This window comes from Pedobacter aquatilis, from assembly GCF_032678425.1.
GTDB lineage: Bacteria > Bacteroidota > Bacteroidia > Sphingobacteriales > Sphingobacteriaceae > Pedobacter > Pedobacter aquatilis_B.
This window is the reverse complement of record NZ_JAVTSG010000001.1, coordinates 816,523-831,907: the sequence shown is the minus strand read 5'-3', so window position 1 is coordinate 831,907 and position 15,385 is coordinate 816,523. Positions and strand designations below refer to the sequence as shown.

Sequence of the window (15,385 nt, the reverse complement as noted above, 5' to 3'; positions counted from 1 at the left end):
AAGGTTAACTCTTAAACTCACTGGTTTTATGGAAATCAATATCCGGATAATCCTGTTTAGTTAAATTAATCATGTAATCACTATCCGATAAATAAACGGGTTGATCTTCTTTATCGAAACCGATATGTTGTTGCTTGCGTTTCACAAATTCATCCAATTTCTTTCTGTCTGTTGATGTTACCCAACTCGAACGCGTATAACTCAAAGTACGGAAACGACATTTAGCGCCATATTCATGCTCTAAACGGAAATTAATAACCTCGAACTGGAGTTCACCAACTGCACCAATTACTTTTCTATTACCAGGTTGCATAACGAATAATTGCGCTACACCTTCGTCTGTTAATTGGTTAATGCCTTTTTCTAACTGCTTGGTACGCATAGGGTCTAAATTTTCTACCTCTTTAAAAATCGAAGGAGAGAAACTCGGGATTCCTTTAAACTGTAACTTTTCACCTTCAGTTAAAGTATCGCCAATTTTAAAGTTTCCACTATCATACAAGCCAACAACATCACCTGGCCAGGCTTCTTCTAATAGATTCTTCTCATTTGCCATAAAATCCATCGGATTGGCAAACTTCATTTTTTTATCCTGGCGTGTGTGGTAATAAAATTTATTACGTTCAAATTTTCCAGAACAAATACGTAAAAACGCAATTCTATCGCGGTGTTTAGGGTCTAAGTTGGCGTGGATTTTAAATACAAAACCACTAAAATTTTTCTCTTCAACCAACACATCCCGTTCTTCAGCTTCGCGGTGTTTAGGACTTGGAGCAATCTCTATGAATGTATCTAAAATCTCTTTTATACCAAAATTGTTAATAGCCGAACCAAAAAATACAGGTGCCAATAATCCTTCTTTATATAGCGAAACATCCAAATCACCATAAACACCATGCACTAATTCTGTTTCACTCTGTAAAGATTCAACTTCCTTTTCCTGCAAATAATCCAACAGTGCTGGGTCGGTTAAATCATTTACCTTAACTACCGAATCGGTAACCTTAGTTTTATCAGAGTGAAATAAATTTAACTGGTTATGATAAATGCTATAAACACCTTTAAATGTATGTCCTTGCCCAATTGGCCAACTTTGCGGACATAAACTGATGTTTAATTTTTGCTCAATTTCATCCAAAACATCAAATGCTTCCTTACCTTCGCGGTCCATTTTATTAACGAAAATGATAACGGGCGTGTTACGCATACGGCAAACCGACATCAATTTTTCCGTCTGTTCCTCTACACCTTTTACACAATCCACCACCAAAATCACACTATCCACAGCCGATAAAGTACGGTAAGTATCTTCCGCAAAATCCTTGTGACCAGGAGTATCTAAAATATTAATGCGTTTTCCGCTGTATTCGAAACCCATTACCGAAGTTGCAACTGAGATACCACGTTGTTTCTCAATCTCCATAAAATCGGAAGTATTACTTTGGTTCGCTTTGTTACGTTTTACCGCACCAGCCGTATTAATTGCACCACCAAAAAGCAGAAATTTTTCTGTCAATGTGGTTTTACCCGCATCGGGGTGACTAATAATGGCAAAGGTTTTGCGTTTTTCTATTTCAGGGTTAAGCATAATAAAAATTTGGGTAAAAAGAGGCGATGAAACCTAGTTAAAGGAATTTAACTGCAATAAGATTTGAATAGTGTTGTTTCATCAGGCTGCAAAGATAAGAAAATTGGTTAACTGTTTGAACTGCTAGTTGTTTAATTAAAAATCAAAATCCATCATATTTTTTGAAAAGCAATTGCAGTGGTTCTTAGGTTAAATCAGCCCCGCTTTTTGTTCCAATCTTTTTTAAACTTCTGTTCTGCTCCCAATTTCGTCATTGCGAGGAGGAACAACGTGGCAATCTTTTTCGTAAATACTTAAAAAAATATTTCCACTTCAATCGGGTTTAATTAACTCAAATTCTGCTAATAAACATCGTTTTGCTGTGCTAGATTGAAGCCATTTTTCAAAAAGTCTTTCTGTGCATCCTTATCCCACAGCAATTTATTGGTATGGTTTAAATGTATAAAGTGGATTTTTGATTTCACACTTGCAGGCTCTTGCTCAAAAAGCTTCACGGTTTCAGTAACCAAAGGATGCGGTACTTCGCTAATTTGCCTGTCGCCAAGTTCTTCGGCATTGTAAAAAGTAGCATCTAAAAAGGCAAAGTCTACTTTTTTAACCCGCTGAATAATGCTTTGATTCCATTTGCTCCATTTATCAATGTCAGGTATAAAAAGGTATTTTTTAGCTTGTGTAGAGATTTCAAAGCCAGCCGTTTCCGAATATTCATCGCGATGTGGAACAGTGAAAGCAATTACACTACTCTCCCCAATTTTAAAGGGTTTATCCTGCTCTAAAGCGGTAATTTTAATGTTTTGTAATTTTACCAATTGGCTCCACGGACCGTTTTCCTCTAAAAAAGATTTAAGTTTTGGTAATACATAAACATTTAAGTTTTTGGTATTCATTACCTCTCTACCAAACTCCATTAATCCCGTATAATGCCCAATATGTGCGTGGGTTATAAAAATACCATCTGGTAAGTAAGAATATTGATTTTTGGTGCTCTCGCTAAAATCTTTGAGCTGTTTCTTAATATCTGGCGATGCATCAAATAAATACCATTTTTTGGCTTTTGGGTCAATTAAAGCAATTGAACTTACAGCTCTTTGCGTTTCTGGATTTTTCCAGGCATTTGTACAACAAATTTTAGAACAGCCCATGTGCGGGTAACCGCCATCTTGCGCCACTCCCAAAACCAAAACATAAGGTTGGGTTGTGTTTTGCGCAAAGCCAGTTATCGACAGAAATAAAAGTAAGATAAAAGATTGTGAAAGTTTTGATAGCATGTTTTATTCATAAATGCTCACGAATTTAGCAAAGTAATACGTTTCTTTGCTAAATATTGGCTAATTTTAATTCATCCCGCCAAATTATTAAACAAGCACTTTTAGATAAAATGCCAGAATTAGAAGAAACTTCTATGCCCGCAGAAATTGCTGCAAAATTTGTTAATTATACCTCAAAGCATGTTTTTTTAACTGGAAAAGCTGGAACAGGTAAAACCACTTTTCTGCGGAAATTAATTCAGCTTACGCATAAGAAAGCAATGATTTGCGCTCCAACGGGCATTGCCGCAATCAACGCAGCTGGCGTTACCATTCATTCCCTTTTTCAATTGCCTTTTGGAGCATTTTTTCCAGATGCGGCGGCTAATATCATCAATCAAAACATCACCTTTAATTTTAATACGCCGCGAACTATTGTTAAGCATTTAAATATGCAGGGCAACAAAAGGCGCATGATTCAAGAATTGGAGTTGTTGGTAATTGACGAAGTAAGTATGCTTCGTGCTGATATGCTTGACGCAATTGATTTTTCTTTACGTTATATCCGAAGAAATAGAAATGTGCCCTTTGGTGGTGTGCAGCTACTTTTTATTGGCGATTTGCACCAGTTACCACCAGTTGTAAAAAACGATGAGTGGCGGGTAATGGCAGGCTTTTATAAAAGCATTTATTTTTTTGATGCCTTGGCATTGCAAAATAATCCGCCAATTTATATTGAGTTAGATAAAATTTACCGTCAGGATGATTCGGTTTTTATTGATTTACTAAATAACCTCAGAAATAATCAGATAACAGCTGAAGATACAGCCTTACTTCGTCAGCATTTTAAGCAAGATTTTAAACCTGCGGCAGATGAAAATTACATCACTTTAACCACTCATAATAATAAGGCTGATGCGATAAATCGCGAAAGGTTAACACAGCTTACATCTAAATCTTACTTTTTTGATGCCAAAGTTGTTGGAGAATTTAGCGAGTTTTCTTTTCCAAATGATAAAAGTTTAGAACTGAAAGTTGGTGCTCAAATTATGTTTATTAAAAACGATATGACCGCCGAAAAACGTTATTACAATGGTAAAATCGGTGTTGTTCATCATATTGAAAAAGGTAGTATTGAAATTGAATTACCAGAAGATAAGGCTATAATTAAGATTGCTCCTTACACTTGGGAGAACGTAAAATACAAACTGAACGAGGCAACAAATGAAATTTCGGAAACAGTAGCTGGTTCATTTGTTCAATACCCGATAAAATTAGCTTGGGCAATCACGGTGCATAAAAGTCAGGGTTTAACTTTTGATAAAGCCATAATTGATATTGGCGATGCCTTTGCTCCTGGACAAGCTTACGTTGCGCTTTCGCGTTTGCGCTCGCTTAAAGGTTTGGTTTTAACTTCGCATTTACGTGAAACTGGTTTGCAACAAGACCAGAACATCCACTATTTTTCGAAAACAAAACAGCCAGCTGATGAACTGAACCAGCAGATTAGTTTTGAGAGTTACGATTTTATCAGAACATATCTGCTAGCGGCTTTCGATTTAAATTTGGTTCGCTATTACATAAAGGAACATGTGCAAACTTTCGATAAAAGTGAAAAATCGACCAAACAACATTATGATGGCTGGACGATGGAGTTGTATCAGGATTTTCAAAAAATTACAGCAACTGCCGATACTTTTATCAATCAACTAAAAAACTTATTTGCCACACAAACGGAACATACCTTGTTTAATGTTTCGAAAAGAGTAGGGGCTGCTTTGAAATATTTTAATCCGTTAATAAAAGAAATTTCGGATAAACTGCTTGCACATATTGAGGCTATAAAAGAAGAAAAGCAGATAAAAACTTATTTAACTGAATTGCTTGAGTTAGAAATTTTGGTTTATGAGCAGTTAAAAAAAATACATAAAAGTAAAGCATTACTGCAAGCCATGATTGATGGTAAGGAATTTAATAAAGCTGATACGGATGCGCTACTTAATGCTTCAGAACGCGATAAACAATTGCAAAAAGCGATTCAGTTGAAGGGCGTTACTTTAAAGGTAAAATCTGCGGTTGAAAAAAAGAAAAAGGAGCCAAAGGTTGATACTAGGTTGGTGAGTTTTGAGCTTTACGAGCAAGGCAAAACTTTGGAAGAAATTGCCAAGGAACGTGGTTTTTCGGTAAGTACAATTGAGGGACATTTAGCATATTTTGTTTCAACACAACAATTGGATGTTGCAAAGTTGGTTAAGCCAAACAAAATCAGAAATATTAGTGATGCTGTGGAAAGCCAGAAAACAAAATCCATGTCAGTAATCAGAGATTTTTTGGGTAAGGATTATTCTTTTGGAGAGATTAAGCTGGTGTTGGCTTCGTTATTTCCAACGGAAGAGTAGTATCTTTTTTTAACCACAGAGCGCACCAAGTTAAGGCACAGAGAAAACGGAGATTTATGAGAGAAGATTTGTTATCAAGAACAATAATTGGACTTGCCATGGAAGTTCATTCGGCTTTAGGGCCAGGTTTGTTAGAAAATACTTATAGGGAATGCCTTTTTTACAAAATCTCAAAAGCTGGTTTTCTTGTGGAAAGAGAAAAAGCCATGCCGATAGTATTTGAGGAAGCTAAGCTTGATTGTGGTTACCGAATTGATATTCTGGTGGAAAATGCTTTAGTCCTCGAACTAAAAAGTGTTGAAAGCTTAACAGATATACATTTGGCTCAAACTTTAACTTATATGAAATTAGGTGGATATAGATTTGGTTTGTTGATGAATTTTAATGTTTTGAGATTGAAAGATGGAATTAAGCGGGTTGTAAACGGCTACTAAAATTACTCTTTTCCCTCTGTGAAAACTCAGTGCGCTCTGTGGTTATACCACTTCGTTAGCTTTAGGTAAATCTTCATGTCACCTGTGGTTAAACTATTAAAAATAATTACCTTAGCCAACGTGGAGAAAGTTAACGTTTTAGCCCAATACATGCCTGCCGATGCGGCACCGCTAATTGCAAAGTGGATAGATTATTTTCAATGTGAATTTAAAATTGCCAAAACACGCTCTACAAAACTTGGCGATTACCGCCATCCATACCGCGATAAAGGTCATCGTATTTCTGTAAATTACAACTTAAACAACTACGCTTTTTTAGTAACAACCGTTCACGAATTTGCACATCTTTTAACCTGGAACGATTTCAAAAACAAGGTTAAACCTCATGGTTCGGAATGGAAAAAGAATTTTCAGAGAATGATGGTGCCATTTTTTGAAATGAATATTTTTCCGCAAGATATTCATAAAGCGATTGATAACTATATGTCGAATCCTGCGGCTTCTAGCTGTTCTGATTTACATCTATCAAGAGCCTTAAAAAAATACGATTCTGATAAAACCGAGACTTTACATCTTGAGCAACTACCTGTAAATACGAATTTCAAAATCAAGGATGGACGGCGCTTTACTAAGGGCGAACGCATTCGAAAACGCTATCGTTGTGTTTGTTTAGACGATAAACGGATTTATCTTTTTAATCCGCTGGCGGAAGTTTTTGTAATGTAGTTGGTTGGGTTTTTGGTCGTTTAGTTTACCATCATTCTGAACTTATTTCGGAATATCCTCTAATTAAATTATTTGAAAATGATAGTTCGATTTTTATGGCGGCTTTCAGTCCCGCCAAACACTTTACTCCACTGCGCTCCGTGTTCGTTTATGTCGGGTTTATGTACAAAGGTTTGTGCAAGGAAGCTCCTCAAAGTTGCACGATTTTATAAAAACTCAAACTTATCGCCATCAAACAAACCTTTATCACTCAATTTTAAATGCGGAATAACCAATAGTGCCATAAAAGAAAGCGTCATGAAAGGGGCTACAAGTGTCGAACCTAATTCTTTGGCAAATTTATCAATAGAAGTATAGCTTGCGGCAACTTCATAGCCATTGTGGTTGCTCATTAAACCAGCAACAGGCAGCGGCAAAACTTCTTCCTTATCATTACCCAAAGCGACCACACCACCAGTTGCCGTAATAACTAGGTTAACGGCATCGCAAATGCTCTTATCATCTATGCCAATAGCAATAATGTTGTGGCTATCGTGCGCCACGCTTGATGCAATTGCACCCTGTTTCATCCCGAAGTTTTTAACGAAAGAAATGGCAATAGGTGCATCGTGATAACGGTTGACCACAACCATTTTCAGAACATCGTTTTCTAAATCGCTTACAATATTTTTATCATCAACCTTTGGTGGAAAGAATAGTTTATTGGTGATTAATTGCCCATCCAAAGCCTCAATAACAGCAATTTCTTTTTGATTTTGATAAGGATAAATGAAATCTTCAACTTTTTTAAAACTACAATCGAAATGATTTACTGATTCTTTATCAGGATTGTGTTTTATCCAATCGCTCACCGTTCTACCATTTTCGGCAAGTAAAATACCATCAATGTAAGTTTGTTTTATTTTGAAGTTTATTAAATCTTCTGCAACAATGAAATCAGCGTAATGGCCAATTTGCAGCGCACCAACTTCTAATTTATAATGAAGAATAGGGTTGATACAGGCTGCTTGTAAAACGTTAAAAATGTCAATTCCTTTAGCCACGGCTCTGGCACAAAGTTCATTTATGTGGCTTTCGACTAAGCTATCCGGATGTTTGTCATCACTGCAAAACATCATCATTTCTGGCCAATCGTTTAATAAATCAATCAAAGCCTCGAAGTTTTTGGCAGCACTTCCCTCGCGAATGAGAATTTTCATTCCTCGCTGTAATTTATCTAAAGCTTCTTCGGCAGTAAAGCATTCGTGGTCGGTAGAAATACCCGCATCAATATACTGCTGAACAGCATCGCCTCGCAAACCTGGCGCATGCCCATCTACTGGTTTACCCAAATCATGTGCAGCGGCAATCTTTTTTAAAACTTCTTCATCTTTATAAAGTACACCAGGAAAATTCATCATTTCACTTAGGTATTTTATTTCCGGACGTTCCAGAAGCGATTTAACATCATCGTGATTTAATTCCGCACCTGCGGTTTCAAAAATCGTAGCAGGAACACAGCTTGGCGCACCAAAATTGAATTTGAAAGGAACCGTGTTTCCATTCTCAATCATAAATTCTACACCTTCCATGCCGCAAACATTGGCAATTTCGTGTGGGTCGCTAATTGTGGCAACAGTTCCATGCACAACAGCTAATCTGGCAAATTCGCTTGGAATAAGCATGCTACTTTCTATATGAACATGGCTATCAATAAATCCTGGAAGGATGTAATGGGCATTTTCTTTTTTATCAGAAATTTTGTTAATCGATTTTATCTTTCCGTTTTCTACCTCTACGGCGCCAAAGAAAATATCTCGCTTTGCGATATCTACGATGTTTCCCTCAACTTTAAAATTGCCCATATTTTATATAACTGTTTGAATTGGTTAAGTGCTTAATTGTTAAATTGGTCGAGCAATAATTAACCAATTCAAATAGTTACGACAATTAACCATCTTTAATATTTTAATAGTTTTTCAATCGTTTCTGCTAATCTCGCTTTGGCTAAAAACTCGTCTTCCAATGCTTTATTCATCGGAATAGCAGTATCCAAACTGGCACAGCGCAAAACTGGTGCATCTAAATATTTGAAACAATGTTCGCCAATCCATGCTGAAATTTCTGCCCCAAAGCCATTGGTTAAGGTATCCTCATGCAAGACTAAAACCCTGCCTGTTGTTTTTACGGCTTCTCGAACTGTTTCTTTATCCCAAGGTTGTAAAGTTCTTAAATCAATTAATGTCGCATCACTTTGTGGGTTGTTTTTTAAATAATCTAAAGCCCAATGAACACCTAAACCATAAGTAATAATTACAAATTTACTTCCTGTTTTCAAAGTTACAGCCTTACCAATTTCGGTCGTGTAATAACCAATAGGAATTGACGAGGTTAAACTCCTGTATAAATATTTATGTTCGAAATAAATAACTGGATTCGGGTCTTCTATGGCGGCCAATAGTAAACCTTTTGCATCTTCAGGAAAGGCAGGGTAAACGATTTTCAGACCAGGTGTTTTGGTAAACCAAGCCTCATTACTTTGCGAATGGAAAGGGCCTGCACCAGTTCCTGCACCTGTCGGCATACGCACCACAACATCTGCTTTTTCGCCCCAACGGTAATGTGTTTTGGCCAAATTATTTACAATCTGATTGAATCCGACCGTAACAAAATCTGCAAATTGCATTTCTACAACCGCTTTATAACCATTTATTGATAAGCCTAAACCTGCGCCAACAATAGCCGATTCGCAAATTGGTGTATTGCGAACTCTGCCTTTACCATATTTCGCTGTAAAGCCATCCGTGATTTTAAAAACGCCGCCATAATCAGCAATGTCTTGTCCCATCAAAACCAGATTCGGGTATTTTTGCATAGCCAAATCCAATCCATCCGTTATGGCATCCAAATATCTTTTTTCTGTTGATGATTGATTAGGCTCGATAACTTTTTGCTCGTAAGGAAAGTACATATCACTTTCCTCTTGGGTAGAATCAACCTCTGGTTCAGGTTCATCAAAAGCTTCTTCAACTTCTAATTCTATATCTTTTTTAATTTTAGCTCTGATATCAATTATTGAATCAGCTGTTAAAACTCCCTGTTCAATTAGGTAATTTTCGTAATTGCTTAACGGGTCTTTCTTTTCCCACTCATCAAATAATTCCTGCGGAACATATTTGGTTCCCGATGCTTCCTCATGTCCACGCATCCTGAAAGTAAGGCACTCCAATAATATTGGTCGTGGGTCTTTACGAATTTCATTTGCTAACTGACTGATGGTGTCATAAACTTCGAGAATGTTATTTCCATCAATTTGTCTATCTTCAATGCCATAACCAATAGCTTTATCAACTAGATTTTTGCACCGAAATTGCTCTGATTTTGGCGTTGATAAACCGTAGCCATTGTTTTCTATCAGGAAGATTACGGGCAAATTCCAAACTGCGGCAACGTTAATTGCTTCATGAAAATCGCCTTCGCTGGTTGCACCTTCGCCTGTGTATACTAAGGTTGCCTTTTGCTTGTTGGATAAAACATCCGCCAAAGCTATCCCATCAGCTAATGCCATTTGCGGACCGAGATGTGAAATCATCCCGATAATTTTATAGTCTTGCGTACCAAAATGAAAGGAACGGTCGCGGCCTTTGGTAAAACCTGTGGCTTTGCCTTGCCATTGCGCCATTAACTTTTTCAAAGGAATATCCCGTGAGGTAAAAACCCCTAAATTGCGATGCATGGGTAAAATATATTCATCGCTTTGCATGGCTAAAGTAGAGCCAACGGCAATTGCTTCTTGTCCAATCCCCGAAAACCATTTACCAATTCTGCCTTGGCGCAAAAGTTTGAGCATCTTTTCCTCAACCATGCGAGGGTAAAGTAATCTTTTGTATAAACTTAGCAGGAATGAGTTGTCTTTATCGCCTCGGTTAAATTGCATATTTGGTTAGGTGGATTGTAATAGATATCAAATCATTTTCGTTTATAACTATAAAAGCCCTCATAACTTAGGTCTTCATCTAATTCTTCCCAATGAATACCAAAAGGTGATAAAGTAAAACGCTCTAATAACGATTGTGATGCATTTTGAAGTTTGGGGAACCAACTTAACGGATGGCTTTTAGTATCTCCATTAACTGTTTTAATAAAGATACTGTCGTTGTCAAACCAAACTTTTATAACGTTAACTTCCATGATATTCTTTCCATTTATTAATGATTATCTCTTTATTTTCTTCAATCAAAGAAATTGCCAAGTTAATATCTTTATTTTTTAAACCTTTATTAGAAACTAGTTTTATTTCTTCTACTTCAAATTTTGCTTCCCCATCGGCATTTCTAACGTGAATATGTATTGGTAAATGTTCATTTGAGTAGAAGAAAAACCTTAATCCAAAAACGATAAATAGTGTTGGCATATTATAATAGCTTTTATACTAGTGAATTTACAAATTCAAATATTAAAGACATCATAAGCCAATCATGATTTGTTAATTTTCCTTACTTTTTTTCAAATCTTCCCATTGCTTTGCAAAAGATTTATCGGCAACTTTTGGTAACTCTCGGTATTTGCCCCAACTTTTTTTGAAGAATGTTTTAAGCATAAAGTTTTTAAATTTTCCTCCGAATAAATCCATCCATTTACGTTTTTGCATCATTCGGTTAAACATTCCCCAGCCCATTTCTTCTACTTTTTTGTTTTCATGGGTGGCAGCCGCATCTCTACGATTTAGAAGCAGCATTTTATGAATATCTATCTTAACAGGGCAAACCTCCGTACATTTTCCACACAAACTAGAAGCATAACTTAAATGTTTAAACTCCTCCATGCCCTTTAAATGTGGCGTAATTACCGAACCAATCGGGCCACTGTAGGTTGTATTGTAAGTATGGCCGCCTATATTTTTGTAAACCGGACAAGCGTTTAAGCAAGCACCACATCGAATGCAGTATAAACCTTGTCGCTGGTCTTTTTGGGCCAATAAATTGGTTCGTCCATTATCTAAAAGGATAACATACATTTCTTCAGGGCCATCGGTTTCATTTGGTTGACGAGGTCCACTTAAAATAGAATTGTAAACTGTTAGGTTTTGCCCGGTTCCATGAGATGCTAATAGAGGCCAAAATAAATCCAAATCAGCAATTGATGGAATAATCTTTTCTATACCAACGATAGCGATGTGGATTTTAGGAAAGGTTGTGCTTAATCTGGCATTTCCTTCGTTTTCTGTAATGGCGATACTTCCCGTATCAGCAATTAAAAAATTTCCGCCACTAATACCGATATCTGCGTTTAAATATTTATCACGAAGTAATTCTCTCGCTTTTTGAACCAATTGCGGCGGTGTGGCATCAATCGGTGTACCAAACTTATCATGAAACAATTGGGCAATATCAGTTGCACTTAAGTGCATGGCAGGTGTAACAATATGATAAGGGGCTTGCCCAAGCAACTGAACAATATATTCGCCTAAATCACTTTCTAAAGATTCAATCTGATTGCTTTCTAAAAAATCATTCAAATGAATTTCTTCGGTTGTCATCGATTTAGATTTAATAACCGTTTTGCCGTTATTCCTCTTGATGATGTTTAAGATTTCCTGCTGTGCTTCTGCAGCATCATTCGCCCAAATCACTTTACCACCTCTACGCTGAAAGTTAGATTCAAACTCAGGTAAGAATTTATCTAAATTTTCCATCACACGCCATTTTGTAACGTGTGCTTTCTTTTTTGATGCCTCGAGATTTTCGAATTTTGATAAACCACTTTCAACAGCCGTATTGTATTTACCAATGTTATAATTTATGGTTTTACGATGCGGTAAATCGAACGCTTTCTCATCAGACTTCTCTAAAAATTCCTCGGCAGTTTTGATCATAAATCAAAGATAAGAATTTAAGCAGGCACCAAAAGTAATGTGCATAAAAAAGCCCCGATTGAATATCGAGGCTAATTTTTATTATTTCTTCGGATTTCCTTTTCCGTCTCTATCTACTACTGGTCGCTTAGCCTGATTAGCCAACTCCCACGCAGTGTAGTAAGTTAATTGTGCTCTTTTTGCCAATAATGGGAAGTTGATTTTGCTCACTTCATCTCCAGGTTGGTGATAATCTTGCTCCAACATACCATCATAATAGAAAATAATTGGAATACCTAGTTTCGCGAAATTGTAATGGTCTGAACGATAATAAATACGTTGAGTATCTTGAGGATCATCATATTTATAATCTAATTTCATTTTAGTGTAAGTTGCATTTACCTGCTCACTTAATTTTCCAAGTTCGCTGCTTAACATGTTTGAACCAATAGAGTAAATGTAATTTGCAGAATCAGGTTTGCCAAGATATTCCTCACCAGTACGGCCAATCATATCTGTATTTAAGTTTGCAATTGTATTTTCAACCGGGAAAACAGGGTGCGATGAGTACCAATCAGAACCCCAAAGTCCCTTTTCTTCACCAACAACAGTCATGAATAAAATGCTGCGTTTAGGGCCTTTACCTGCTTTTTTTGCATCAGTAAACGCTTTTGCCATTAATAAAACGCCTGTAGTTCCAGAGCCATCATCATCAGCACCATTATTTACTTTATCTTTTGCATTCGGGTCGGCAACTAAACCAATGTGGTCATAGTGTCCTGTTAAAACCAAAACTTCTTTCTTTAATTTAGGGTCAGAACCTTCTAAGAAACCTAATACATTTTCAGCTCTAACGGCTACTTCAGATTTCATTGCGCTTGCAGAAACTGGAACATTAATCGTTTGTGAAGCTGGTTTTTTAGTTTCAGCAATCTTTTTTTGGACAGCCTCTACCGAAGTGTTTGCAGCTTTCAAAATTTCGTTTGCAGTTGCAGTAGTTACACTAATTGTAGTAAAAGGTGTTTGCGTTTTCATGCGCTCTACAACTTCAGGAGACTTCATTACAGGTTGTCCTTCGCCATAAATTGCCTTAAGCTGATCTGCTCTGTTATCTAATGATGGGTCGATAATGATAACTGCCTTTGCTTTACTTTCAGATATAAGAGTAACTTTTCTGGCTCTTGCCATCATCACTGTTCTTCTATCTTGTTTATCTCCAGGTTTTGCAGTTGGATCACCACTTCCGAAGATTACGACAACTTTTCCTTCCAGATTTAAACCTTCGAAGTCGTTATAACCATCTTTATTTACACCGTAACCCGCAAAAACTAAATCATCGGCACTAAAAGTAAAACCATTTAATCCAACTGCGTTGCCTGTAATCAAATAATCGCTATATAATTGCTTTGGCTGGCCATTTATCGTTAACGAACTTTGGTTTATAGAATAGTTTACCAAATCTATTTTTTGGAAATAACTACCATCAACCGGGCCTTTTAAGCCAAGAGATTTGAAATAATCACGAATATAATCGGCAGCCATCCAAGCGCCTTTTTTACCAGTTTCGCGTCCTTCAAATTCATCAGAAGCTAAAATGGAAAGATGTTTATAGCCATTTTCAGGGTTAATGACTTTGCTAAACCTAATGGCATCCTTGTTGGGTACTAAAGGTTTAACCTGAGCGAAACTACTTGCAGCAAATAGTGACACAAAGCCAAGGGTTAAAAATTTTTTATTCATTATTAGTAAAAGTTAGTTGTTCGTTGAAATTAACAGGATACTTTATCAACCCTGTTTTGGTGTCTGCCACCTTCAAAATCTGTAGTTAAGAATGTGGTCGTGATTTCTTTTGCAAGTTCCTCAGTCACAAATCTAGCTGGAATGCATAAAACATTTGCATTATTGTGTTTTCTTACTAGAGATGCCACTTCGTTTTCCCAGCATAATCCGGCACGGATACCTTGATGTTTATTTGCCGTAATGGCCACGCCATTTGCAGAACCACAAAGTAAAATACCGTAAGTAAATGCACCGCTTTCTACAGCAGATGCTACCGGATGGGCAAAGTCTGGATAATCAACAGAATCTGAAGAATGTGTGCCAAAATCTTTAAGCTCATAATCTGTAAGATAAGTTTTAAGGATTTCTTTATATTCAAAACCAGCGTGATCGGCGCCAATGGCAATTTTGATTTTTATATCAGACATGGCCAAATTTATAGAGAATTATGAAATGTATTCGTAATGTTTTTGTTAGTTAGCATAGAACGCTTTTTCTGCTTTTTTCTTCTTTCTTTCGATGTATGCCGAAACAAAAATACTCAATTCATAAAGCAAAAATAATGGAGCTGCAACCGTTAGCATCGTTAAAATATCAGGTGTTGGAGTTACAATAGCTGCAATAATTAAGATTATGACAACAGCGTACCTTCTGCTCGCCCTCATAAACTTAGGTGTCATTAATCCAAGTTTTGATAGGATAAAGATGATAATTGGCAATTCGAAAATAATCCCAGTCCCCAATGTTAAAGTAGCAATTGATGATACATAAGAATCGATTGTGAACGTATTTTTAATTTCCGAACTTACCGTATAGCCTGTTAAGAAGTTTATTGATAATGCACAGATAATAAAGTAGCCAAAAAATATTCCGATTATGAATAGAATTGATGCGAAGAATACAAAACCACTTGCCGATTTACGCTCATTTTCGTGGAGCGCAGGTTTTATAAATCTCCAGATTTCCCAAAGTAAGTATGGAAAACCAACAACAATGCCGCACATAACACAAACATTTAACTGTAAATTAAACTGGCCTGCCATTTCGGTATTGATAATTTCGCCATTTATTTTGGTAATGCACATATCTTTCCCTAGAGATGGAAACATATCTACCAATTTACACATCATTCTGTAAGTCCAGAAGTCTGGTTTTTTTGGCCCGAAAATTATCTTATCTAATATTTCTTCGTTAAAATAGAATGCTATGCCGGTAAAAACAGCAATTGCAATGGCGGCTCTAATTAAATGCTTGCGAAGTACATCAAGGTGATCAAAAAAGGACATTTCTGCCTCTAAAGTTGTACTACGCTGCCCAATGGCTTTGGTAAGGGATGATTTTTCTCTAGTGTTGCTCATGTTGAAAACAAAAATACCATT

The 15,385-nt window shown here is 36.6% G+C and carries 13 protein-coding genes; 3 read left to right on the top strand and 10 right to left on the bottom strand.

Annotated features, from left to right (window positions below; translation table 11 throughout):
* Positions 1–4: 4 nt before the first annotated feature.
* Together R2Q16_RS03430 and R2Q16_RS03425 are read right to left on the bottom strand one after the other, a co-directional pair.
* A complete protein-coding gene (locus tag R2Q16_RS03430) occupies positions 5–1,588 on the bottom strand; it encodes a peptide chain release factor 3 (protein WP_316735174.1) in 1,584 nt (527 codons plus the stop codon).
* Between the two features lie 341 nt (positions 1,589–1,929).
* Complete coding sequence (locus tag R2Q16_RS03425) at positions 1,930–2,856, bottom strand: MBL fold metallo-hydrolase (RefSeq protein WP_316735173.1); 927 nt, start codon at positions 2,854–2,856, stop codon at positions 1,930–1,932.
* 56 nt (positions 2,857–2,912) lie between these two features.
* Between R2Q16_RS03425 and R2Q16_RS03420 the strand changes: the two genes are divergently transcribed.
* The 3 genes from R2Q16_RS03420 to R2Q16_RS03410 all read left to right on the top strand — a co-directional run bounded on the left by R2Q16_RS03420 (position 2,913) and on the right by R2Q16_RS03410 (position 6,394).
* The gene (locus tag R2Q16_RS03420; RefSeq protein WP_316735171.1) at positions 2,913–5,234 is read left to right on the top strand and encodes a helix-turn-helix domain-containing protein; all 2,322 of its coding nucleotides are present in this window, start codon (positions 2,913–2,915) and stop codon (positions 5,232–5,234) included.
* A gap of 56 nt (positions 5,235–5,290) precedes the next feature.
* Entirely contained in the window at positions 5,291–5,668 is a 378-nt protein-coding gene (locus R2Q16_RS03415; RefSeq protein WP_316735170.1) for a GxxExxY protein, read from the top strand.
* Positions 5,669–5,743: 75 nt separating this feature from the next.
* On the top strand, positions 5,744–6,394 hold the full coding sequence (locus R2Q16_RS03410; RefSeq protein ID WP_316735169.1) for a SprT-like domain-containing protein: 651 nt from the start codon (positions 5,744–5,746) through the stop codon (positions 6,392–6,394).
* Positions 6,395–6,600: 206 nt separating this feature from the next.
* Here R2Q16_RS03410 and ade read toward each other — a convergent pair whose 3' ends face one another.
* The 8 genes from ade to tatC all read right to left on the bottom strand — a co-directional run bounded on the left by ade (position 6,601) and on the right by tatC (position 15,364).
* Positions 6,601–8,238, bottom strand: a complete 1,638-nt coding sequence (gene ade / locus R2Q16_RS03405) for an adenine deaminase (protein ID WP_316735168.1) — start codon at positions 8,236–8,238, stop codon at positions 6,601–6,603.
* 95 nt (positions 8,239–8,333) lie between these two features.
* On the bottom strand, positions 8,334–10,310 hold the full coding sequence (locus R2Q16_RS03400) for a dehydrogenase E1 component subunit alpha/beta (protein ID WP_316735167.1): 1,977 nt from the start codon (positions 10,308–10,310) through the stop codon (positions 8,334–8,336).
* Between the two features lie 32 nt (positions 10,311–10,342).
* Positions 10,343–10,564, bottom strand: a complete 222-nt coding sequence (locus R2Q16_RS03395) for a DUF2442 domain-containing protein (RefSeq protein ID WP_316735166.1) — start codon at positions 10,562–10,564, stop codon at positions 10,343–10,345.
* The gene (locus tag R2Q16_RS03390; RefSeq protein ID WP_316735165.1) at positions 10,554–10,787 is read right to left on the bottom strand and encodes a DUF4160 domain-containing protein; all 234 of its coding nucleotides are present in this window, start codon (positions 10,785–10,787) and stop codon (positions 10,554–10,556) included. Before R2Q16_RS03390 ends, R2Q16_RS03395 begins: the two co-directional genes overlap by 11 nt.
* Before the next feature lie 72 nt (positions 10,788–10,859).
* Positions 10,860–12,248: a LutB/LldF family L-lactate oxidation iron-sulfur protein gene (locus tag R2Q16_RS03385; RefSeq protein ID WP_316735164.1), complete on the bottom strand. Its 1,389-nt coding sequence runs from the start codon at positions 12,246–12,248 to the stop codon at positions 10,860–10,862.
* A gap of 81 nt (positions 12,249–12,329) precedes the next feature.
* Positions 12,330–13,967, bottom strand: coding sequence for a M28 family peptidase (locus tag R2Q16_RS03380; RefSeq protein ID WP_316735163.1), 1,638 nt, complete (start codon positions 13,965–13,967; stop codon positions 12,330–12,332).
* 29 nt (positions 13,968–13,996) lie between these two features.
* A complete protein-coding gene (gene rpiB, locus R2Q16_RS03375; protein WP_316735162.1) occupies positions 13,997–14,434 on the bottom strand; it encodes a ribose 5-phosphate isomerase B in 438 nt (145 codons plus the stop codon).
* 45 nt (positions 14,435–14,479) lie between these two features.
* Positions 14,480–15,364: a twin-arginine translocase subunit TatC gene (gene tatC, locus R2Q16_RS03370; RefSeq protein ID WP_316735161.1), complete on the bottom strand. Its 885-nt coding sequence runs from the start codon at positions 15,362–15,364 to the stop codon at positions 14,480–14,482.
* Positions 15,365–15,385 lie beyond the last annotated feature (21 nt).

Excerpts from the sequence above, each read along its gene's own strand:
- R2Q16_RS03425 (WP_316735173.1), bottom strand. The coding sequence starts at position 2,856 with ATGCTATCAAAACTTTCACAATCTTTTATCTTACTTTTATTTCTGTCG.
- rpiB (WP_316735162.1), bottom strand. The coding sequence starts at position 14,434 with ATGTCTGATATAAAAATCAAAATTGCCATTGGCGCCGATCACGCTGGT.
- R2Q16_RS03430 (WP_316735174.1), bottom strand. The coding sequence starts at position 1,588 with ATGCTTAACCCTGAAATAGAAAAACGCAAAACCTTTGCCATTATTAGT.
- tatC (WP_316735161.1), bottom strand. The coding sequence starts at position 15,364 with ATGAGCAACACTAGAGAAAAATCATCCCTTACCAAAGCCATTGGGCAG.
- ade (WP_316735168.1), bottom strand. The coding sequence starts at position 8,238 with ATGGGCAATTTTAAAGTTGAGGGAAACATCGTAGATATCGCAAAGCGA.
- R2Q16_RS03410 (WP_316735169.1), top strand. The coding sequence starts at position 5,744 with ATGTCACCTGTGGTTAAACTATTAAAAATAATTACCTTAGCCAACGTG.
- R2Q16_RS03400 (WP_316735167.1), bottom strand. The coding sequence starts at position 10,310 with ATGCAATTTAACCGAGGCGATAAAGACAACTCATTCCTGCTAAGTTTA.
- R2Q16_RS03390 (WP_316735165.1), bottom strand. The coding sequence starts at position 10,787 with ATGCCAACACTATTTATCGTTTTTGGATTAAGGTTTTTCTTCTACTCA.
- R2Q16_RS03380 (WP_316735163.1), bottom strand. The coding sequence starts at position 13,967 with ATGAATAAAAAATTTTTAACCCTTGGCTTTGTGTCACTATTTGCTGCA.
- R2Q16_RS03395 (WP_316735166.1), bottom strand. The coding sequence starts at position 10,564 with ATGGAAGTTAACGTTATAAAAGTTTGGTTTGACAACGACAGTATCTTT.
- R2Q16_RS03415 (WP_316735170.1), top strand. The coding sequence starts at position 5,291 with ATGAGAGAAGATTTGTTATCAAGAACAATAATTGGACTTGCCATGGAA.
- R2Q16_RS03385 (WP_316735164.1), bottom strand. The coding sequence starts at position 12,248 with ATGATCAAAACTGCCGAGGAATTTTTAGAGAAGTCTGATGAGAAAGCG.